Genomic DNA, 20930 nt, shown 5'->3' on the forward strand with positions numbered 1-20930 from the left:
TGATAGTAATATTGTAGTGATTTCTAAATAGATCGATCTCAATAGAAAAGCCGAGACACCAAATTTCGCCAAAATGCCTTGTTTCGGCAATGTTCGGAAATGTTCGCGCCCGTAACTGATGTAAAGTTGTGGTCGATCAGCAGCTTGGCTCGAGCAGGCTTTGATCGCCCCGCATACCCGGCTTCGCCATGACGCCCCCAACACGAATGGCGAAGCCGGATTGCTTTGCGCCGTAGAGCGCGCTCTTTCCCAAGTAATCCCGCCCAGCAAGAACATCCAAGCGCCCGCTGTGCGCGTGACGGCTGCGGCGATTTCCGCGAAATCACGAAACGTGATTGCCTGCGGAGTTGAGTGAAAGCAAAGGGATAGAGCATTTCTCTGATACGATCTTAGACCGCGGCGCTCTCGATCATGACAATCAGCGTCTGGCGCGATAAACTTCCGCACTGGAGTTGAACGGCCGGGTGGAGCCGGCTGTGGATCATGCCAAGGGAGATGCTGCATGACCGGAGCGTTGACGATCTGGACATATGACTGGGTGCCGCCAGGTCCTCGTGGCCACGTGCGAGACATCAGGTTGCGCTGGGCTTGCGAAGAGGCCGATCTCGATTATGAAATGAGGTCCGTGCCGTTCAAGAACCGTGGGCCGGGGCATTTTGCGCGCCAACCTTTTGGCCAAGTGCCCTTCCTCGAGGACAACGGCCTCAAGATGTTCGAGAGCGGCGCATGCCTTCTCTATCTGGCGCGTAAAAGTGAAAAGCTGATGCCGCGCGATGCCGCGGGCGACGCCGAGACGCTGGAATGGACCATTGCCGCGCTCAACTCCATGGAGATGGTGACTGTGCCGTGGTGGTTCATTGGTCTTTCCAAGACCGAGAACAATCCACTCGAAGGCTGGCTGCTCCAGCGCTTGCAGCACCTGGAAGCCGTACTGGAACAACGCGAGTGGCTTGCCGCCGGACGATTTACCGTCGCTGATATTCTGATGACGGAGGTGCTTCGCGTTCCGAAAGTGAAGGCTGCCGGCGATTTTCCGGCCATGCGCGCCTACGTCGATCGCGCCTGCGCGCGGCCTGCTTTCAAAAGAGCCTATGACGGTCAGATGGCGTATTTCGCAGCCGCTGATGGTTGAGAATCCTGGCGCGATAGCGTCGCTATAGCCGCAGGACACCCCCCGGCAGGCTAAGGTCTATCGGAATTCGATCTGATCGCTTCAGTGAAGGAGGCGGCGGTGTCTGGGCGCGAGTAGTCCGGGAGCGCCGGGCGGGGCGTTCCCGGACCATTCGACCCTTCGATGGGCCGCTCCTTCCAACCAATAGGGGCGTCCGGGGGGATCTCTAATGATTGGAGGCGGAGGGGAGATGGTCTGCAGAGAAACGGGGAGGGATTCTTGTTGCGGAAGCCCTCCTCTGTCGATCAATGGAACGGGCGCGGGCCGCCCGGGGGGACGAGTGAACGCTCAACGTCTTCCAGCTTTGCGAGCTGATCGGCCGTCAGAACATTGCGCAGGGCAAGAGCCTTGTCCTTGAGAACCTTGGCCTTGGCGGCACGATCGAGCGCGCGATCGGCCAGGCGCTCTCCGAAGAGTTGTACCTGTCCATCGCCGCCGTGATCGGCCCGAGGAGCGTCGGCATCGTCGGCGTCCGCCGGGTCGGGCTGCTCGTGTTTCGGAGGCGTCAGGAAGTCCATCAGGGCACTCGTATAGTCTCTCCAGGCATCGAGCTGGCTGCTGCGGATGCCGACCAACGTTTCAAGCGCCGACAATTTGCCAGCAATCATCAGCGCCGGATTCGGCCTGTGCGGAAAGCCAGGCGGAATGAACGCACCGCCAAAACCCATCATCGGCCACTGGGGACGCCGGCCTTGCGGATACCAGCCGGGTGGTGGCGGGCCGGCCGGATCGGGCTGCACGGTCTGTGCGTCTGCCGCTCCTTGCGGGTCTGGGGCGCCATCCGGGCCTGCCGCGTAGGCCGAAGCGGCTACGCCGCCGATTGCCGCTATCAATAAAGTTGCGACGATAAGTCGTTTCTTCATAATCAATGCCTTCGCTACGAATAACTGTTGCGAAGGCTAGGCGCTTCGTATGAACGCAGTACGTCATTATATTTCGGAATATTTCTCGCAAAGGGAATATTGCGAACGAAGTTTGCTGATGGATCGATGGCAATACTTTCTTACAATTTACGTTATTGCACAGCCGGAGAATAAGTCTGCGGCGGGCGTTTGCGGCGGGCAGGGCGACACCCCACGGCGCGCTTTTGATGGAGGCAGTGAGCCATCGAGACAGCCTTCGCTCTGTCAGATAATTTGGCGGTCGAACACGGCGGCAATCGTCGGGGAAGGCAGTTGCGATTCTCTTGCATTTTCTTTGTCGACATGATGACCGCGGGAGCGATAATGTCGGCGCAATTCCGCCTGTGTGGCGATGGATGAATATAAGGCAAAGTTATTGAGGAGAGTAGGAATGTCGTGGCAACATCCAGTACCCCAGATCACTGAAGAGGAGAGGCAGCAGCGCCTTTCGAGGCTTCGAAAGTTGCTCGATGCACAGGGGCTGGCCGGCATGTTGCTCGGGCCGACCGAAAGCCTGCGTTATTTTACCGGGCTCGTCTGGCATGCGAGCGAGCGGTTTCTGGGCGCGCTGGTGACGCCGACGGGGCTCTATTACATCGTACCGGGCTTCGAGCGCAGCCGGGTCGAAACCCTGTCGCATCTACCGGCCGAGATCCTCGAATGGCAGGAGGAGGAGAGCAGTGCGGCGCTGATCGCCCGTGTGCTCGGAAGCGTAGGCACCCTGGCGCTCGACGACAATATGCCGCTTTACTTCTATAATGCGCTGGCGAGCGAGCTTGGAGCCGAAAGGCTTGTCAATGGCGGGCCGATCATCAGCGGCCTGCGCCGGATCAAGTCTCCGGCAGAAATCGCGCTCATTCAATATGCGATGAACCTGACGCTCGATGTGCACAGGCAGGCCCACGCCTTGTTGAAGCCGGGAATTCGCGCGTCGGAAGTGGTCGAGTTCATCGATCGGCGTCACCGCGAGGCGGGCGCCCATGGCGGTTCCACCTTCTGCATCGTGTCTTTCGGCGAAGCCACATCATTACCTCATGGCGCCGATGGCGATCAGACGCTTGGCGACGACGATGTCATTCTCGTGGATACGGGAGCGCGTATCGATGGCTATCATTCCGATCTGACCCGCACATACAAGCTGAAGAGCGGCGACAGCGCCTTCGAAGATGCCTGGGCGATCGAGCGCGAGGCGCAGCAGGCCGTTTTCGACGCTGCAAAGCTGGGTGCTGCCTGCTCCAGCCTGGATGACGCGGCGCGCGCCGTGCTGGCGAGACATTCGCTCGGACCGGACTACAAGCTGCCTGGATTGCCGCATCGCGCCGGTCACGGCCTTGGCCTCGAAATTCACGAGGAGCCTTACATCGTGCGCGGCAACGCGACCGAACTCGCGGCCGGCATGTGCTTCTCAAACGAGCCGATGATCGTCTTTCCGCAGAAATTCGGCATCCGGCTGGAAGACCACATTTACATGACGCCGGATGGGCCGCACTGGTTTACGCAGCCGTCCAGCGGGCCGACAGAACCGTTTGCGAACTGAGAATTTCGAAGAGGGCGGCCGTCAAGCCGCCCTTTTTCCTTCCTCATCGAAGACATGAAGATGCTGCGCCGGAAAGGCGACATTCACCTGCGAGCCGGCGCTCAGAGCGCTGCGATCCAGCGTGAACACCTTGAACGGCAAACCATGCAGCGAGAGATGCAGGATGATGCCGAAGCCGGTGGGCTCGATCAGCTCCACATTGGCTGCCATGTCGGACGGATTGGACGACAGCACGACATGTTCGGGCCGAATGCCGAGCGTCACCTTCGCACCGTTGGCCAGCTTCAGCGGCTCGGGAAGCGAAACGAGCGTGCCGTCCTTGAGCTTCACGCCGTTGCCGTCAAAGGTTGCGTCGAGGAAGTTCATCCCCGGCGAGCCGATGAAGCCGGCGACGAAGAGATTGGCGGGGTGGTCGTAGAGCTCGAGCGGGCTGCCGACCTGCTGAACCACCCCGCCATGCATGGCGACGATCCGGTCCGCCAGCGTCATCGCCTCGATCTGGTCGTGGGTAACATAGATCGAGGTCGCCTTGAGATCGCCATGCAACTTCTTGATTTCAGCGCGCATCTGCTCGCGCAGGCGTGCGTCGAGGTTTGAAAGCGGCTCGTCGAAGAGAAAGGCTTTCGGCTGCCGCACGATGGCGCGGCCCATGGCTACACGCTGCCGCTGGCCGCCGGAGAGCGCCTTCGGCCGGCGTTCCAGCAGCGGGTCGAGACCGAGCTTGGATGCGGCATTCGCGACAGCTTTGGCGATGCCATCCTTTGCCACTTTCCGCAGCCGCAGACTGTAGCTCATGTTGCCGGCCACATTCATATGCGGATAGAGCGCATAGGACTGGAAGACCATGGCAATATCCCGGTCTTTCGGATGCAGCTCGTTGACGCGGTTGTCGGCAATGCGGATTTCGCCGCCGCTGATGTCTTCGAGGCCGGCAATCATCCTCAGCAGAGTGGACTTGCCGCATCCGGAGGGGCCGACGAGAACGACGAATTCGCCGTCCTTGATCCTGAGATCGATGTCGTGCAGCACCTGCACGTGGCCGTAGGCTTTCTTGACGTTCTGAATATCGATCGATGCCATTTGACTAACCCTTGACCGCGCCGGCCGTCAGGCCCTGCACGAGATAGCCTTGGATGAGCAGGAAGAAGAGCGCGGCCGGAATGAGCGCCATGACGCCCGCCGCCATCATCTGCCCGAAATCCACCGAGAATTTCGAGACGAAGGTGAGAAGCCCGACCGGGAAGGTGGCGGCCTGGTTGCCGTTGATCAGCATCAGCGCGAAGAGCAGCTCGCTCCACGCCGCCGTGAAGACGAAGCCGAGCGTTGCGGCGATGCCGGGCAGGGTCAACGGCAGGATGATCTGCCGGAAGGCGGTGAACTGCGTTGCGCCGTCGATCATCGCGGCCTCCTCCAGATCCTTCGGAATGCCGTCGAAGAAGGACTGCATCAGAAAGGTGGCGAAGGGCACGTTGAAGGCCGTGTAGACGATGACGAGCCCGGTCAGGCTGTTCGTCAGGTGCAGCGGCGTCAGGATCTTGAAGATCGGGGCGACGAGCATGACCAATGGAAACATCTGCGTCAGCAGCATCAGCGCCACGATCCAGTATTTGGCGCGGAAGTTGAATCGCGAAAGCGCATAGCCTGACAGTGACGCGCAGATCGTGACCGCAATCGCCGTCGAACCGGCGACGATCAAGCTGTTCTTGAAGAAGGTTGGGAAGTCGCTGTGCTGCAGCACGAAGGCGTAATGTTCCCAGGTCGTGCGCGATGGCCACATGCGCACGCCTTCCGTATAGAGCAGGTCGTTCGGCGTCACCGAGACCTTCAGCAGCCAGAAGAGCGGAAAGAGCGCGAAGAGGACGTAGCAGAGAATTGCCAAGCGATGCGCGATGATGGGAAGGACGGATCGTCTCATGATTCAATCCTTGTTCAGCAGGGTCTGCCGCAGCAGGATGATCAGCATGGAATAGGCGAGGAGCAGCACCAGCAGCACCAGGGCGATTGCCGAAGCGTAGCCGAAATCCAGTCGCTTGAAGGCCTGCGTGAAGATGTAGCTCGCAACGATCTGCGTACGGTCCGCAGGCCCGCCGCCGGTCATGACCACGATCAAGTCAGCGAAGTTGGAGACCCAGACCGTGCGCAGCAGCACGGTAATGGCGATGGTCGGCGCGAGGAAGGGAAGAGTGATCGACCGGAAGCGCTCGAACCAGCCGGCGCCGTCGATCGACGCGGCCTCGTAGAGATCGCGAGGGATCGCCTGAAGCGCCGCCAGCAGCGTAATGGCGAAGAAGGGAATGCCCCACCAGACATTGGCGACGATCGGCCCCCACATCGCATAATTCGGGTCCGACAGAATGTTGTTCGGTTCGCTCATCAGGCCCAGCGCGTAAAGCCAGTGCGGTATCGGGCCGATGACGGGGTTGAATAGCCAGGACCAATTGAGACCGGCGAGAAACGACGGAACCGCCCAGGGCAGGAACACCAGAGCCTGAACGATCGACCTCCCGAAGAACGGCTTGTCCAACAGAAGCGCCAGGATCAATCCGAAAACGAACTGCAGCAGCACCGAAGCGCCGGTCCACCAGAGCGTGTTCTTCAGCGCCCAATAAAAGGCCTTGTCCTTGGCGAGATCGCGAAAATGATCCAGGCCGATGAAGCCGCCGGAAAACGGATTGAGCAGCTGTATGTCGCGAAAGGCATAGGATATGCCGATCGCCAGCGGCACCAGCATCACGGCAATGATGAGGATAAGGGCAGGGGCGCTATAGAGATAGGGTTCCGAGGCGTCGGCGAGGCGCTTCAGCCACGGCCTGCGGTCGTGACGCCTGTCGAGCGTGTCGGCGATCGAAGTCATCTGCAAGAGTTCCCGTTCGCGGCGTTCTGACGCCGTCTGTTTCAAATGAGCAGGAACGGCGGCGGATCGCTCCGCCGCCGGACGTTTAGGTTATTTCTTGGCGAGGAATTTCTGCTGGGCCTTGGTCAGATAATCCGCCCACTGGTCGGCGAGGTCCTTGGCCGAGATGTCGCCGAGCATGGCCTGTTGCGAAGTCTTGATGGCGAGCGAATCCTTGAAGAAGGCAAACTCTTCGAGATAGGTCGGCATCACGGTCGGAACGGTGTCCTTGTCGGCCAATTCCTGGAACCAGCCCTTGAACTGGTCGCCGGCGTAGAAGGGGTCCTTCTCAGCCGCGGTATAAGCCGGCAGCGCGCCGATCTTCTTGTTCCAGATGAGGTTGCCTTCCGGTCCTTCGAGCGTTGCGATCAGCTTCCAGGAGAGATCCTTGTTCTGGCTGTTGGCGAACATCGACCAGCCGCCGTAACCGATGGTCGGGAAGGATTTGCCGTCCGGACCCTTCGGCAGCGGCGCGACGCCGAAATCGTCCTTGTTCATGCGCTCGGCAACGGCGATCAAGGCATCCGGGTCCTGGTCGAGGAAGGCGCAGGTGCCGGAATAGAAGCCGGCCACGACTTCGTTGAAGCCCCAGTTGACGCTGTCCTTCGGCGCATAGCCCTTCTTGTAGAGATCGACCATCCACTCAATGCCCTTGGCCCAGCCGGGGCTGTTCATCGTCGAGGTGCCATCATCCGTGAAATATTTATTGTCGCCGGCCATGGAGGCAGCAAAGATCATCCAGCCGTTGAGACCGCCCGGACCACCGCGCATGCAGTAGCCGTATTTGCCGGGCAGTTTCGAAATGGCTTCCGATGCCTTGACGAATTCGTCCATCGTCTTCGGCGGTTCGGCGACGCCGGCATCCTTCAGGATCTTCTTGTTGTAGAACATGGCGCGCAGATAGAAGCCGTAGGGCAGCATATAGGCGGTGTTCTTCACGTAACGACCGAGCTCGAGCGCGCGCGGGGTCAGTTCCTTCGTGTGCTCCCATTTGGCAAGGTAGGGCTCGAGGCTTTCGAGCATGCCGTTATTGCCGTAGAGCGATACCCAGGTGTCAGGCATTTCCATGACGTCGGGCGTGTCACCGGCCGAAACCATGGTGGCGAACTTCTGGAAGGCTTCGTTCCAGGGCAGGGAGATGATGTCGACCTTCGTGCCCGGGTTTTCGGCCTCGAATTTGGCGACGATCGACTTCAGCGTTTCGGTACGCTCGGGGCTGGTGATCACTTCCACGAGCTTCAGCGTCGTATCGGCAAAGGCCGTGCCGCCCATCAGGGCGGTAAAGAGTGCTGCCGTTATCAGTCTTTTCATGTTGGTTCCCCTTTTAGGTTTTCCTCTCAGATTGACGATTTCACGAGGCGGCGGCGATCGCCTCCTCGAGTTCCTTCCACAGAGCCTCGGTTCCTTCGAGGCCGATATGGAGACGTACGGAACGCGGATCGATGCCAAACGTATGCGCCGAGTTCGGCTGCGCCTTCTGCTGCAGCACGACTTCACCCGGCACGATCAGGCTCTCATGCCCGCCCCAGCTGACACCCAGCTTGAAAAGCTTGAGACGGTCGGCGAAGGCTCTGACATCGACACCTTCCCGGAAGATGAAGGAGAAAAGGCCCGACGTTCCGTTCAAGCCGGCGGGCAGGCGGTTCGCCAGGCCCGGATGGCAGACCTGTTCGACGACATCGAGCTCCTGCAAGCGCTTGGCGATCGTCATAGCAGCGGCTTCATGCGCCCTCATGCGGATCGGTAGGGTGCGCAGGCCGCGGATCAGGAGCCACGCGTCGAAGGGCGAAAGCTTGCCGCCGAGATAAGGATAGGCTTCGGCCTTCAGCCGCGCGATCATCTCCTTCGATCCCGCGACGATGCCGGCAACGACGTCACTATGGCCACCGAGATATTTCGAGGCGGAATGGATGACGAGGTCGACGCCGAGTTTCAGCGGCTGCTGGAAATAGGGAGTGGCCCAGCTGTTGTCGATCATGGAAACGACACCATGTTGCTTCGCAAGAGCGGCCAGTGCGCCGACATCGTGCGCTTCCATGATCCAGCTTGTGGGGCTTTCCATGTAGAAGACTTTGGCGCCAGGAAGCGCCTTGGCAACGGCCTCTTCATCGCGGCCATCGACATAGGTGACTTCGACCTTCATGCGCTTCAGAATGGTGCCGAACAGGCGAAAGGCATCGGGATAGACATGCTTGACCGCAACGATCCTGTCACCCGGCTCGACGAAGCTCAGCACGGCAGACGAGATCGCCGCCATGCCGCTTGCAAAACCGAGCGCATCTTCTGCGCCTTCGAGCTTCGCCAGCATTTCTTCAAACAGGCGCACCGTCGGGTTGAGGCCGCGCGTATAGGTCGGTCGCACTTTTTCACCGCGATAGGAGGCGATCATCTCGTCGTAGCTCGAGAAGGTGAAAAGCGAGGTCTGGAAGATCGGTGGCACCACGGCATCGGCGAAGTTACCGTCGTCATGGGCCGTGATAAGAGATGCGAGTTCGAACGGCTCAAGCCCGTCAGTCATTTGGACATTTCCTTGATGTCTTCCTCGACAACGTCGAGGATTTTCTGTGTTTCGGCGCGCGCCGCCTCGGGGTCTCGATCAACGATCGCGTTGAACAGCGTGCGGTGATAGGGGAAGGACCGGCGGGCAAAATCCTGTCGGTCGAAGGGATGATCCCAGAAGCGCTCGAAGGTTTCGCGCATCTGTTCGAGAAGCTGGCGGAACAATGGGTTGTGGGTGGCGTCGTAGACGGCGAGGTGGAAGGCGAGATCCTCCGGCCCCGACGTGCCCTTGGCCATGTGAACGCGCTCCATCTCGTTGAGCTTTTGCTCGATGACGACGATATCCTCGTCGGTGCGCTTTCTTGCGGCCACCATTCCGGCCTCGCATTCGATGCCGCGACGGACCTCCAGCGTCTGTAAGAGCGCGTCGCGCAGGTGCGACGGGTCGAGAGACAGAGGCATGTGGATGGTCGACTTGGAAACCGGCTTTAGCAGGTAGGTGCCGCTCCCCTTGCGGGTTTCCATGACGCCGAGGGCCTGGAAATAGGTGATCACCTCGCGAATGGTCGAGCGTCCCACCGAGAGCGCCGCCATCAGTTCTCGTTCAGTCGGCAATCTCTCGCCAGCCTGCAGCTTCGACGCTTCGATGAATGTCGTCAGCGCTTCGATGACTTGTTGCGTCCGATCAATGGACGGAAGGGGGGTAAGCATTGGTCTCCTCATGGGCGATAAATTGGTCTGACATCTGCCATCAGGTCAATCTCTTTTTTGTTGAAGCTTGCATTTTCCGGCCCTTAAATTTTTAAGGGGATTTAAGCGGGTAGTGATGAAGGTCGTTTGCGGCCTTCAAGAGTGCTGGCAGCGCTGATAGAAGGGGCGTGATATGAGTCCCGGACTGGAAAAGAATGGCCGCTAGAGATCGATATTCACGAAAGCTGGAATGCGCGAAATGCGATCATGCCGGGTTTGCCGAAGTCTCGGAAACCGACGACCGCCGCGCGGTCGGCCGTGATTTCAAGATAGACGAGATGCCGCGGGGATTTTCCACGGAAAGGCCGTCTACCGATCCGCGCAAGCACATGATCCGTTGCCGTTGCGGCTCGGTCTTTCCGTTCGAGCAGGACACCGTCTATGCGCCCGGCGGCGAGCCACGACGCTGAACAGGCAGCCGCAGAAAAGAAAAAAGCCCCGCAAAAGCGAGGCTAAGCTTGTGCCACTCCGGGGAAATCGGAAGCGACGCGGCTTTCTCTAAAGCTCGCTCTCTTTCCCGACTAGGTCAGTTTTGGCAATTGCGGTACGCTCCGGTAAAAAAGCTTCTCATTCCTGAAGAGAGGTTATCTCGCAGCTATGCTCTCACTGGCAGCAAGGGCAGGGTGAAACCATTCTGCCGTGCAATTCGTTCAGCTGGCGTTCATTTTCGCGCGGGCAAAAAGACAATCACCGCAACGCCTTGCGGTCGTCGAGGCCTGGCGTCCATTGGCTTTCGAGCCTGGTCGCCGGGCCTCGCAGATACTGAAACGCTTGGATACCCACATGCGGCTGCTTCGTGCCTTCATCGACTGGATTTGCCGCCGCCAACGGCGGCTGGAGCAGGAGACGGTTCAACACTCCGCCGATGATCCATGGGTTCTGCAGCAGATTGAAAAATTCGAGCGTGAACTGAAGCGATAACATCAGAGCTCGAAAAGCGTATCCATCCGGGCCCGTCATGTGCGTCATTACCTGGCGAATCGAAGCACCCTTGACTTGCATCCCTTGACCGATAGAGCTGGATGCGAGGCTTTCTGACGATGCTGTTGGTCAGGAGAGCCGGCTGGAACTTTCATTTTTCGGACCGCGCACTCTCTTCGATTAAAGGCTGACGATGATGACTCAGAAAGCGCTGAAGCTTGTCTTCATATTGCTATGTCTTGGCGTTTTGAATGGATCACACGCCGTGGCGCAGGAAGCCGCGCCTGCGCTATCGGCTAGCTTCGACGATCTGTGCGCCGTCGACCAGCAGCATCCGCCGAAGCTCTGGAAGATCAGCGGCAAACTGGACCCGGCCTTATGGAGATCGCGTATCGTTTGCGATCTCTCATCTCCTTCCAGGCCAATATTGCATATCACGGTGCATCCCGGCGACGCCCCCGATCAGAGTGTGGGCGACGCTCCGGTCGAACGGGTCGAGATCCAGATCAGGAAAGAAGTCATCAAGTTCGACAGGCCGACGTGGTATCACTTCGCCTTTCGGCTCGAAGCACCCTGGCAGGGGCTCGGCAACCGCACCGTCATCCATCAGGTAAAACAGAATATTCCGACGGAAGAGACGAAACCCCTTGGAATCTGTCAGTCAGCCAATCCGCTGTTCAAGATAGAGGCCATACCGACAGAAACAGGAGCCGACTTCGTTGCAAAGGTCAGGGGAACGGATGACTGCAACACCGGTCGATCGAAAATAATTTGCGGGCCCTGGCACCTCAATGTGGGCGACTGGAACGACGTGAACGTCATGCTGAAACCCAGCTTGCAGGAGGGGGCGAGCTCCCTGCAGGTCTATCTTAACGGGCGAGCCTGCGACATTTCCTATACGGGACGTCTTGGCTATCTCGATCACGGCATGCGGGACCAGGACGGCCATCCTTTCATCGATGTTCAGCCGCGTTTCGGAATCTATAGAGACTCTCTGCCCGATGTCGCCCAATCAATTGACTTTGCGGACATTCGGTTCTGGTCGACGGACCCTTCCAATGATCCTGCCTGGTCGAAACTGGCCATATCAGTCAAGTGATCGGCTGACACCGTTTCGCCGGCTAACTCCGCGCCGTTCACGCCTGAACTTCAGATGTCTTCTTCTCGCGGGCATCACGAAGATGCTTGTAGACGGTCGCCCGCGAAATGCCGAGCAGCTTGGCGAGATAGGGGACCAGATTGCGGATGGCGAAATAGCCATCCTGTTCCAGCACCTCGATGAGTGCGGCATGATCATCCTTTGCGAGGGCTGAGGCTGCAAGCCCGCGTTCGCCGAGGAAATCCGATATCGCTGCGTTGACTGTTTCTTGCCAGTCCGTGCGGAACAGTGCTGCGGGCTGCGCGCCGGTGTCCTGGAATGCGGCGAGAAGACCGAGCGCATCACGCGCCGCCTCGATCGGCGCTATGTCGAAATTGATGCAAAGCAGCCCGAATGGCTCGCTCGTCATGGTTCTGAGTACGGCCGTGATGGATTTGAGTTGCCGCCCGTCGAAATTCGTCTTCCGATAGGGACCGATGACATCGGTGCCAAGGGCGCCGATGTCTTTCAACTCGGCAAGCGAGGAGCCGCCGACCTCGCGCCGCGACAGGTTGTTGGCGATATAGGCGATGGTCTGCGTTCTTAAGTCATGGATGACGACTTCCGCGTGCGGCTTCAGCAATGTCGCGACCGCCTCGGCGATGGGAACGAATTGCAGAATATCCTGAGCCGTCAATTTCGTATTGCCTGCATCCGATGTTTTCGCCATCACCGCCTCTCACGCTTGTTGATTTACAATCGCTCTATATTTGACAATCTGTCAACTCATCTCTAACGTCCGGGATAACGGGAGCGGCGCCGATGTGCCGGTCCGATATGCTTTTTGGAGAAACCCATGCCGCTTCTGCCGGATTTCAAGCTCGAAACCTATTTCTCCAAGTGGGAATTCAGTGCGCGCTATCACATGACCGCCTCCGACGCGCAAAGCATGACGATGGCCGAGCTGCTGGCAATGGCGACCCCGGAGCAGCGGCGGGACCATAAAAACCTCTGGCTCGGCTATAGCGAGACCTACGGCAACCCGGAACTGCGCGAGATTATCGCCGACCTTTACCGGCAGGTGAAAGGCGAGGACATTCTGTGCTTTGCCGGAGCGGAGGAGGGCATCTACATCGCGATGCACGCGCTTCTCGACAAGGGAGATCATGCGATCGTCGTCACGCCGAACTACCAGTCGGCCGAAACGATCCCACTCAGCATTTGCGACGTCTCCGCCGTCGCGCTTGATCCGGACGACGGCTGGTCGCTCGATATCGACGCGGTTGCCGCTGCTATCAGGCCGAATACCCGGCTGATTTCGATCAACTTCCCCCATAATCCGACAGGCAAGGTCCTGGAGCGGGAGCGTTTCGATGCGCTCGTCGAGCTCTGCCGCGAGCATGGTATCTGGCTCTTCAGCGACGAGGTCTATCGCGGGCTGACTGTCGAGAACAAGCCGTTGTTGCCGGCGGCGGCCGATATCTATGAGCGCGGCCTCTCGCTGGGGGTCATGTCCAAGGCCTATGGGTTGCCCGGCCTGCGCATCGGCTGGCTCGCCTGCCGGGATCACGCTCTGCTGTCGAAAATGGAGCGGATGAAGCATTACCTCTCCATCTGCAATGCCGGCCCGAGCGAGAGCCTGGCAAAGATCGCGCTACTGAATGCCGACAGAATTCTGGGGCGCAACAACAGCCTGATCACCGCCAATCTGGTGAAGTTGAAGGCGCTGTTCTCGGAGTTCGATCATCTCTTTGATTGGTATACGCCGGACGGAGGCTGCGTCTGCTTTCCGTGCTACAAGGGCGCCGATGGTGTCGAAACCTTCGCGCGTGATCTCGTCGAGCAGGCAGGCGTCCTCCTTTTGCCGGCCAGCCTCTACCATTCGGATCTCAATCAGACGCCAGGCGATCGGTTCCGTATCGGCTTCGGTCGAGCCAATATCGATGAAGGTCTTGCGGCAATGCGATCCTATCTGCAACGCAATCACGTCTGATCGCTGGTTCCGGCCGGAACGGATGGCGCGGATCGGTTGCTGGAGCTACAATGCGCCTGCAAAGAACGAGAGTCGCGGATTTGGCACAGAGAGCCGGCAAAGCTGATCTTCCCCTGCATGGCGGCCGCGTGCCGCGCTGGCTTGGGGATCGGATGACGCGTTTGGGGGCCGTCATCACCGAGGCGATCGTGCAGCATTATGGCCGCGATGAACTATTCCGGCGACTTGCCAACCCCTTTTGGTTCCAGTCCTTCGGCGCTGTCATGGGCATGGACTGGCATTCTTCGGGGATCACGACGAGTGTGCTTGGTGCCCTGAAGCGCGGTTTGACGCCGCTATCTGGCGAACTCGGCATTCATGTCTGCGGCGGGCGCGGCGCGCAATCGCGCAAGACGCCGGGCGAACTGCTCGATATCGGTGATCGCGTCGGTATCGATGGTGCGTCGCTTGCCACCAAGAGCCGGCTGATCGCGAAGGTGGACAGCGCCGCGGTGCAGGATGGTTTCGACCTCTATTTGCACGGTTTTATAGTCGCCGATGATGGTAAGTGGGTCGTCATTCAGCAGGGCATGAACGGCGAGCGGCGGCAGGCGCGACGATATCACTGGCTATCCGAGGGGCTGGCGAACTTCGTGGATTCACCGCATGCCGCCATCGAAGGGCGCGACCAAGGCGAGATCGTCAATCTGGCCGACCGGCGCGCCGGGCGCTCCCGCGATGGTCAGCTGGATCTGCTCGCCTCACTCGGTCCGGATAAGATCATTCGTGAATTCAATAGGCTGGAAGGGCGAGCTCCAGTCATGGTTAAGCAAGAAGCGCAGCCGCTGCTGCCCTATCTCATCATGCCGGCACATCATGATGTGCGTCAGGAAGATGTGAACATGCGGCGCCTGCATGGAAATCTTGCCGCGGCGGCCGATCGCGGTCCGGTGGATTTCGAGGATTTGCTTCTGACGCCCGGCGTCGGTGCGCGCACGGTGAAGGCTCTGGCTTTGGTCGCCGAGGTCGTTCACGGCGCACCCTGCCGTTTCTCCGACCCCGCTCGCTTCTCGCTCGCCCACGGAGGTAAGGATCGGCATCCCTTTCCGGTGCCTCTGAAGGTCTATGACGAGACGATCAGCGTGATGAAATCAGCCGTGAGGAAAGGGCGGCTCGGTCGTGATGAGGAACTATCGGCATTGAAGCGGCTCGATGATCAGTCGAGAATGCTGGAGCGCTACGTCACGGGCCCCGATCTCAAGGAGATCGTTGCCGGCGAATTCGACAGGTCCTTTTCGTACGGCGGCCGCAGCGTCTTCGGTTGGGAGCCACCCGTAAACTCCGAGGACGACTATATGCCGCGCGACGCCCGTTCTTCGACAAATTGAGCCGAAATCTTGGCAGGTCGGAGCGGCTGTCTACCGCTCCATCATTGAATTACGGCAGGGTATAAGCGATCACGTAGTCGCCGGGTTTCGTTCCGACCGAGCCGTGCCCGCCGGCGACCATGACGACATATTGCTTGTTGTCGCTTGCCGTATAGGTCATCGGCGTCGCTTGGCCGCCCGCCGGCAGGCGCGCCTGCCATAGCTGCCTGCCGGTCGTCACATCATAAGCTCTCAAATAATCGTCCACCGCCGCACCCAGGAAGGCGACGCCGCCCTTGGTGACGATCGGTCCGCCAATGCCGGGGACGCCGACCTTGATCGGCAGCGGCAGCGGCGTCATGTCGTAGATCGTGCCGTTCTTGTGCTTGTAGGCGATCTTGCCGGTCTTCAGGTCGACACCCGCGACATAGCCCCAGGGCGGCGCCTGGCAGGGAACGCCGAGCGGGCTGAGGAACGGCCCCATATAGACGCCGTAAGCAGAGCCCTCGTTTCGGTTCAAACCCTGTTCGCTGCCCTTGTCGCCCGCCCCCTTCGGCGGGATTTCGGCGCGCGGCACCAGCCGCGAGGTGAAGGCGAGATAGGTCGGCATGCCGAACATGATCTGCCGTTCTGGGTCGACGGCGACGCTGCCCCAGTTGAAGGTGCCGAAATTACCGGGGAAGATGATCGAGCCGCGCAGCGATGGCGGGGTGTACCGGCCTTCATACTGATGCTGATGGAACGCGATGCGGCAAGCGAGCTGGTCGAATAGCGAGACGCCCCACATATCCTTTTCCTGCAATGGTGGCGGCGAGAAGGTCAAATCGGAGATCGGCTGCGTTGGCGAAGCGTGGTCCTCGGGAATAGCCCCGCCCGGCGCCGGTATCTCCTTGAAGGGAATGATCGGCGCGCCGGTGCGACGATCGAGGACATAGATATCACCCTGTTTGGTCGAGGCGACCAATGCAAGGACCGTGGTGCCGTCTGCCTTCGTCAGATCGACGAGGACGGGCTGGGCGGGCACGTCCATGTCCCAAAGATCGTGATGGACGAATTGCTGCACCCATTTGAGCTGGCCGGTATTGATGTCGAGCGCCACCACGGAGGAGGAAAAGCGTTCGACATTGGCGCTGCGCCCCATGCCGAGCTGATCGGGCGTCTGGTTGCCGAGCGGGACATAAACCATGCCGAGCGCTTCATCGGCGCTCGAGACAGACCAGCTGTTCGGCGAGTTGGTCGTATAAGTCTGTCCGGTCGCTATTGGCGCCGTCTGGTCCGGATTGCCGGAATCCCAATTCCAGATCAGCGTAGCTGTCCGGGCATCGAAGGCGCGGATGACGCCAGACTGCTCCTGTGTGGAGTAATTGTCGTTCACCGCCCCGCCGATGATGATCTTGTCCGCGACGATCACGGGTGGCGATGTCGAATAATAATAGCCGGCCGGATTGTATTTCATCCCTGTTTCGAGATGCAGCACGCCTTGGTCGGCAAAGCTCGGGCACACCTTGCCATTGGCGGCATCGAGCGCGATCAGCCGCGCATCCGAGGTCGGCAGATAGACGCGATCGGCACAGGGAGCTCCGGCAGCGACTGTTTTGTCGTGATAGTAGGAGACGCCGCGGCACGTCTGATGCTGGCGGTTGGGATTCATGCCGGCATTGGCGTCGTAACGCCATTTTTCCTTGCCGTCCGTCGCGCCGACGGCGATCGCAAGACTATGCGGCGTGCAAATGAACAGCGTATCGCCGATTTTAAGCGGCGTGACCTGATAGGTCGTCTCGCCGATGTCATCCGGGCGTTTCACGTCGCCGGTCTGATATCTCCACGCTTCCTTCAGGGTCGCGACATTCTGCGTATTGATCTGATCGAGGGGCGAATAGCGCTGACCGTAAGAGGTTCTGCCGTATTGATGCCATTCACCGTCAGGCACATCGCCGCCCATCGGGCTGTTGGCAGCCATTGTCGTTGGCAGATTGCCGGAGAGATCGTGCGGATCTGTCGTCATCGAATAGCCGGCAACCAGTATGGCGATGATCAGGGAGATGACAAGTGGCCACGGATTGGCGCCGTAATGAACGCCGTCGAGGCTGCGGAAGCCGAGCGGCCGCCGAACCCAGGGTGTCAACAGCCAGAGACCGATCAGAATGATCAGGCCGCCGCGCGGGCCGAGTTGCCACCAGTCAAAACCCACTTCCCATACGGCCCACCCGAGAGCTGCCAGCACGAAAGCCGCGTAGAGCCAAAGCGCTGCCGCTTTGCGCAGATAGAGCAGGAAAGCCGTCACAAGGAAGGCGAGGCCCGCCAGAAGATAGAACGGGCTCCCGCTGAGCATGATGAGCCAAAACCCGCCGCCGCCGAGCGCCAGGCCGATGAGTGTCAGAATGATCGATGTGATAGTGACGGCCATGATCTGCTCCAGTCTATCCGCCGATTGGACAGTGATTGATCGAAGGCATGCCAACTTGGCCGAGCCCCCTTTGGGACCCGACGCCGCATTATGTCGAAATCGTTGTCTGTTGTTTCGCCGGCATCAAGAAGAACTGCGGCGACTTGGATCGATACATCAGCCCCCCCCCCCAATCGAATCTGAGATTAAACGCCAGGATTGCAAGAATGTTCCAATGCGTAAGGCGGTCAAGTCGACGGCCTGTCACTCGATCCGATTAACGAACGTAGTTAATTTTTTAACAATTCCCAGGCTACCAATGGAACCGATATTAGAATCAAGGGTTTCCGTGCAGAGCCGGAGGACTGGAAATGAACATGAAGATCGTTACTGCGCAGTCGGAAGTCGAAACCGACGATACCGGAACCTATCCGGATGGCATGATGGAGCGTATTCTCGTCGAGTTCTCCGCAAATTCGGAGCGGCAGCATCGCAGATCGCACGAGCGGGACTATGGCACGCGCAAGGCGCTTCGGCCGATACCGGCTGGTTTGGCGTGACGATATAGAGATGAAACTAGCCCGCCTTGTGCGCGGCTATGCCGGAAGCTGATTCCGTCTCAGATATAGAGTGGCGCCATTCGGCGCCATGCGCCCGCCCGATGGGCGCGTCCATCCCAGACATGCAGTTGATGCTCGATCCGCTTGTCGGCAAGTAGCCGACTGAGATGGCGATTATTATCGATGAAGGGGTCGGCGTCGCCGATCGTCATGACGATATCGATCTGCCGCAGCTTCTCCAACCGCCACTCGCAGGCAAGCCCCGGCAGAAAATGCGTCGGCGTATGAAAATAGATATCATCGTCGTAATAGCCGTCGAACAGGTCGGTGAAGGCCTCTACCCGCATCGTCAGATCGTAACGGCCGGAAAAGGCGACCAGCTTGCGGAAGAGATGAGGGTGACGGAAGACCAGGCTTGCCGCCTGGAAAGCGCCGAGGCTGCAGCCGTGAACGATGGTGCAATCATGCTCGTTCTTCTGCGCCATCAGCGGCAGGACTTCGTGGAGAATATAATCCTCGAAAGCATTGTGCCTGCGAATGCGCTCGGCCGGGTGGCGATGGGAACCGTAAAAGGTTTCGGTCGCGAGGCCTTCGATACAATAGAGTTGAAGCTGTCCGGCGTTCAGCTTGTCCGCAAGGCTGGCTACAAGGCCGATCTGCTCATATTCCCAAAAGCGGCCGTCACGTGTGGGAAACACCAATACCTTGGCGCCGGCGTGGCCGAACACCAACAACTCCATGTCTCGATCCAGCCTTGGGCTGTACCAGCGCAGGTATTCGCGGTTCATAGCACCTTGAAAAATTGCCCGACCTTGTCTCGCAGAATTGCGTTCTGCTCTTCGCTGCCACCATAATCGAAATGGCCGGCATCCAGGATGAAGATTTCGTTAAACTTCTGTAGCGCATTTGCGACAGCGAACTGACAGGGCGGCGCGACGGCAGGATCGAAAAGGGCCGGCGCCACGAGCATCGGAACGGTGATACGGCTTGCGGCGATCGCGGCATCGAAGTAGCGCAACGTCTCCAGAACGCTGCCGTGCTTTTCCTGATAGACCTGAACGGATTGCGCGCTACCGACAGTGGGCAGGGTCAACCATAGCTGCCGATGGCCGAATGTCGGGACGATGAGATGGCCGCGCTTGATCCGCGCATCAAATGGAATTGCCAGAGCGCCGATACCGCCGCCAAAACTGATGCCGCTATAGCCGATATGACCGGCAAGCCAGGGGTAGAGGGTTTCCAATGTCGAGACGGCGAGCCAGATATCCTCGACGCAGCCGCCGATGACATAGGTATCGCGGCTTTGGATGCCGGAAAGAACATGGCCTGACGCATCCGCCGGGATCTTCGCGCTGGCGCTGAGCGAGAGCCCGCGGCAGCAGGGAAACAGGATAGCCGTCTCCTCCAGCGGCCAATCGAACTCCGGCTGATCTCTTCCGCCATATCCGTGTCCGACGACCAGACCACGCCGCACCTGACCACCACGGGGGATGAGCAGCCAGCCATTGATCTGAAACGATCCCGTCGACATGTAGCTGACGTCGAATACATGCCAATTGTCGTGGCGCAGCTTGCTGTGACGAAGTTTCGGCTGCGGATCGACGGCAAGGGCAGCCTTGTAGCGCAGCTGCCAGAAATCATCGAAGCCCGCCGGTGCTTCCGGCGCCTCTATGGCCTGCAGCTGGGCGAGATGCATGCCATAGGTCGGATCGAAGTCGAAGGGGTGAGTTGTCGGGATGCTCATGGCGAATTTGTTGCGTGAAAGCACGAGTAACGCAAGAACCGAGATTGCTGGCGCTCGTGCTTTCGTCGCAGACTACTCCTGTTGCTCTGGCTTTGGGCGATCTATGCGATAGAGCACATGCGGCCGCAGAATATGGCCCGGCGGCACTGTGACATCGTCGAAATCGCCGCCTTCGACATGGTGCATGCCGATCTTCTCCATCGCCCGGCGGGAGGGGGTGTTGATCGCCGACGTGTAGCCGATGATGCAGCGGGCCTGCAGCTGCCGCCAAGCGAAGTCGAGGCAGCGCTGACTGACTTCCGTCGCATATCCCTGCCGCCAATAGGCTCTACCGAGAATCCAGCCGATCTCCAGCGGAAAATCGCCCGGGACTTCCGGTCCTGGGCGCGAAAGGCCCGCGCCGCCGATGAGGGCACCGTCGGCTTTGCGCTCGACGGCCAGGAAGCCAAAGCCCTCCTTGGCCAGTTGCTCGCCGGCTTCATCGATCAGCTCATCCGTCTCCGCAGCGGTAAGCAGGCTCGGGTAGTAATATTGCCGAACCTCCGCATCCGCATTGATGGCAGCAAACGGAACGCGATCTCCATCCTGCCAGGGCCTGAGAACGAGCCGGGAAGTTTCGAGAATAAGCATTCTTGCCCCTTGCGGTGAACGGATCGGCGTCAATGGCGCGCAGATCGCGACGTTCTGCAAAGTTGCAGACCGCGTCGCATCTCATTCATGAATTTGCACCGAAAGTCCATCGCCACCGATGGTTTTCGTCTCCGGCTCTTATGCCGTAACGCGCGAAAAGGTGACGCAAATAGACTGGATTTACTGCGAACGGCTGTCGCTTCCCCGCCGTCGTTGGGGTATAGTGCAGGCATGATCAGAGTTCTGACGACACTTGCGGGAATTTCGATTGCGGGCTCGGCTTTGGCAGGGCAAAGTCAGGTCGTTCAAAGTACGGACAAGGTTCAGGATTGCGCGAGTGCAGTGGATCAGGTGTTGTCGACAACGAAGGGACGCCTCCTGTCTGTCAAGCCGCGTGAGAATCGCTGTATCGTGACCGTGATCGTTCCGCATGGCGAACAGCGGCCGGAAAAGGTTGTGGTTCGCGTCGATTATAACAATGCCGACAGCGGCCAGGAAAATGGCCAATAATTTTAAGCGG

The 20930-nt window shown here is 59.3% G+C and carries 21 protein-coding genes; 8 read left to right on the top strand and 13 right to left on the bottom strand.

Translation table 11 applies throughout. The features are described 5' to 3' along the window. Positions 1–502 precede the first annotated feature (502 nt). Positions 503–1132, top strand: a complete 630-nt coding sequence (locus tag BJ928_RS29460) for a glutathione S-transferase family protein (protein ID WP_047634498.1) — start codon at positions 503–505, stop codon at positions 1130–1132. A gap of 284 nt (positions 1133–1416) precedes the next feature. On the opposite strand, the gene BJ928_RS29465 is transcribed toward BJ928_RS29460, so the two are convergent. Further along, positions 1417–2034, bottom strand: coding sequence for a hypothetical protein (locus tag BJ928_RS29465; protein ID WP_047634497.1), 618 nt, complete (start codon positions 2032–2034; stop codon positions 1417–1419). Between the two features lie 430 nt (positions 2035–2464). Between BJ928_RS29465 and BJ928_RS29470 the strand changes: the two genes are divergently transcribed. After that, positions 2465–3610 (top strand): Xaa-Pro peptidase family protein, encoded by a 1146-nt coding sequence (locus tag BJ928_RS29470; protein ID WP_047634496.1) that lies wholly within the window; start codon positions 2465–2467, stop codon positions 3608–3610. 21 nt (positions 3611–3631) lie between these two features. Here the strand turns inward: BJ928_RS29470 and ugpC are convergent, their stop codons facing one another. The 6 genes from ugpC to BJ928_RS29500 all read right to left on the bottom strand — a co-directional run bounded on the left by ugpC (position 3632) and on the right by BJ928_RS29500 (position 9713). Continuing rightward, positions 3632–4690, bottom strand: a complete 1059-nt coding sequence (gene ugpC / locus BJ928_RS29475; RefSeq protein WP_047634494.1) for a sn-glycerol-3-phosphate ABC transporter ATP-binding protein UgpC — start codon at positions 4688–4690, stop codon at positions 3632–3634. A 4-nt stretch (positions 4691–4694) separates the two neighbouring features. Further along, a complete protein-coding gene (locus BJ928_RS29480) occupies positions 4695–5525 on the bottom strand; it encodes a carbohydrate ABC transporter permease (RefSeq protein WP_047634493.1) in 831 nt (276 codons plus the stop codon). Positions 5526–5528: 3 nt separating this feature from the next. Then, positions 5529–6464, bottom strand: coding sequence for a sugar ABC transporter permease (locus BJ928_RS29485; protein WP_047634491.1), 936 nt, complete (start codon positions 6462–6464; stop codon positions 5529–5531). Between the two features lie 90 nt (positions 6465–6554). Continuing rightward, on the bottom strand, positions 6555–7814 hold the full coding sequence (locus tag BJ928_RS29490) for a sugar ABC transporter substrate-binding protein (RefSeq protein WP_047634490.1): 1260 nt from the start codon (positions 7812–7814) through the stop codon (positions 6555–6557). 40 nt (positions 7815–7854) lie between these two features. Further along, a complete protein-coding gene (locus BJ928_RS29495) occupies positions 7855–9021 on the bottom strand; it encodes a PLP-dependent transferase (protein WP_047634489.1) in 1167 nt (388 codons plus the stop codon). Beyond that, complete coding sequence (locus BJ928_RS29500) at positions 9018–9713, bottom strand: FadR/GntR family transcriptional regulator (protein WP_047634488.1); 696 nt, start codon at positions 9711–9713, stop codon at positions 9018–9020. Before BJ928_RS29500 ends, BJ928_RS29495 begins: the two co-directional genes overlap by 4 nt. A gap of 194 nt (positions 9714–9907) precedes the next feature. On the opposite strand from BJ928_RS29500, the gene BJ928_RS29505 reads away from it, so the two are divergent. Beyond that, the gene (locus tag BJ928_RS29505) at positions 9908–10162 is read left to right on the top strand and encodes a hypothetical protein (protein WP_047634486.1); all 255 of its coding nucleotides are present in this window, start codon (positions 9908–9910) and stop codon (positions 10160–10162) included. A gap of 277 nt (positions 10163–10439) precedes the next feature. Here the strand turns inward: BJ928_RS29505 and BJ928_RS38950 are convergent, their stop codons facing one another. Beyond that, on the bottom strand, positions 10440–10676 hold the full coding sequence (locus BJ928_RS38950) for a hypothetical protein (RefSeq protein ID WP_156151455.1): 237 nt from the start codon (positions 10674–10676) through the stop codon (positions 10440–10442). 190 nt (positions 10677–10866) lie between these two features. On the opposite strand from BJ928_RS38950, the gene BJ928_RS29515 reads away from it, so the two are divergent. Continuing rightward, complete coding sequence (locus BJ928_RS29515) at positions 10867–11772, top strand: heparin lyase I family protein (protein ID WP_047634484.1); 906 nt, start codon at positions 10867–10869, stop codon at positions 11770–11772. Positions 11773–11809: 37 nt separating this feature from the next. On the opposite strand, the gene BJ928_RS29520 is transcribed toward BJ928_RS29515, so the two are convergent. After that, positions 11810–12481 (bottom strand): PAS domain-containing protein, encoded by a 672-nt coding sequence (locus BJ928_RS29520; protein ID WP_052227860.1) that lies wholly within the window; start codon positions 12479–12481, stop codon positions 11810–11812. A gap of 126 nt (positions 12482–12607) precedes the next feature. Here BJ928_RS29520 and BJ928_RS29525 point away from each other — a divergent pair, with 126 nt between their 5' ends. Then, positions 12608–13744, top strand: a complete 1137-nt coding sequence (locus BJ928_RS29525; protein WP_047634483.1) for an aminotransferase class I/II-fold pyridoxal phosphate-dependent enzyme — start codon at positions 12608–12610, stop codon at positions 13742–13744. 80 nt (positions 13745–13824) lie between these two features. Then, positions 13825–15111, top strand: a complete 1287-nt coding sequence (locus BJ928_RS29530; RefSeq protein ID WP_052227865.1) for a DUF763 domain-containing protein — start codon at positions 13825–13827, stop codon at positions 15109–15111. Positions 15112–15160: 49 nt separating this feature from the next. Here BJ928_RS29530 and BJ928_RS29535 read toward each other — a convergent pair whose 3' ends face one another. Beyond that, positions 15161–17497: a glucose/quinate/shikimate family membrane-bound PQQ-dependent dehydrogenase gene (locus tag BJ928_RS29535; protein WP_047634482.1), complete on the bottom strand. Its 2337-nt coding sequence runs from the start codon at positions 17495–17497 to the stop codon at positions 15161–15163. 356 nt (positions 17498–17853) lie between these two features. Between BJ928_RS29535 and BJ928_RS29540 the strand changes: the two genes are divergently transcribed. Further along, positions 17854–18036: a hypothetical protein gene (locus BJ928_RS29540; protein ID WP_245432602.1), complete on the top strand. Its 183-nt coding sequence runs from the start codon at positions 17854–17856 to the stop codon at positions 18034–18036. A gap of 59 nt (positions 18037–18095) precedes the next feature. On the opposite strand, the gene BJ928_RS29545 is transcribed toward BJ928_RS29540, so the two are convergent. The 3 genes from BJ928_RS29545 to BJ928_RS29555 form a co-directional block, all read right to left on the bottom strand. Then, positions 18096–18824 carry an alpha/beta hydrolase-fold protein gene (locus BJ928_RS29545; RefSeq protein WP_047634480.1) on the bottom strand — a complete coding sequence of 243 codons (729 nt, stop codon included), beginning with the start codon at positions 18822–18824 and terminating at the stop codon, positions 18096–18098. Continuing rightward, positions 18821–19780, bottom strand: a complete 960-nt coding sequence (locus BJ928_RS29550; protein ID WP_047634478.1) for an acetylxylan esterase — start codon at positions 19778–19780, stop codon at positions 18821–18823. Before BJ928_RS29550 ends, BJ928_RS29545 begins: the two co-directional genes overlap by 4 nt. A gap of 72 nt (positions 19781–19852) precedes the next feature. After that, positions 19853–20410, bottom strand: a complete 558-nt coding sequence (locus BJ928_RS29555) for a GNAT family N-acetyltransferase (protein WP_047634477.1) — start codon at positions 20408–20410, stop codon at positions 19853–19855. Between the two features lie 231 nt (positions 20411–20641). On the opposite strand from BJ928_RS29555, the gene BJ928_RS29560 reads away from it, so the two are divergent. After that, positions 20642–20920, top strand: a complete 279-nt coding sequence (locus BJ928_RS29560; RefSeq protein ID WP_052227859.1) for a hypothetical protein — start codon at positions 20642–20644, stop codon at positions 20918–20920. The last annotated feature ends 10 nt before the right edge of the window (positions 20921–20930 follow it).

The sequence above is a fragment of the Rhizobium sp. WW_1 genome (assembly GCF_003610155.1).
GTDB lineage: Bacteria > Pseudomonadota > Alphaproteobacteria > Rhizobiales > Rhizobiaceae > Rhizobium > Rhizobium tropici_A.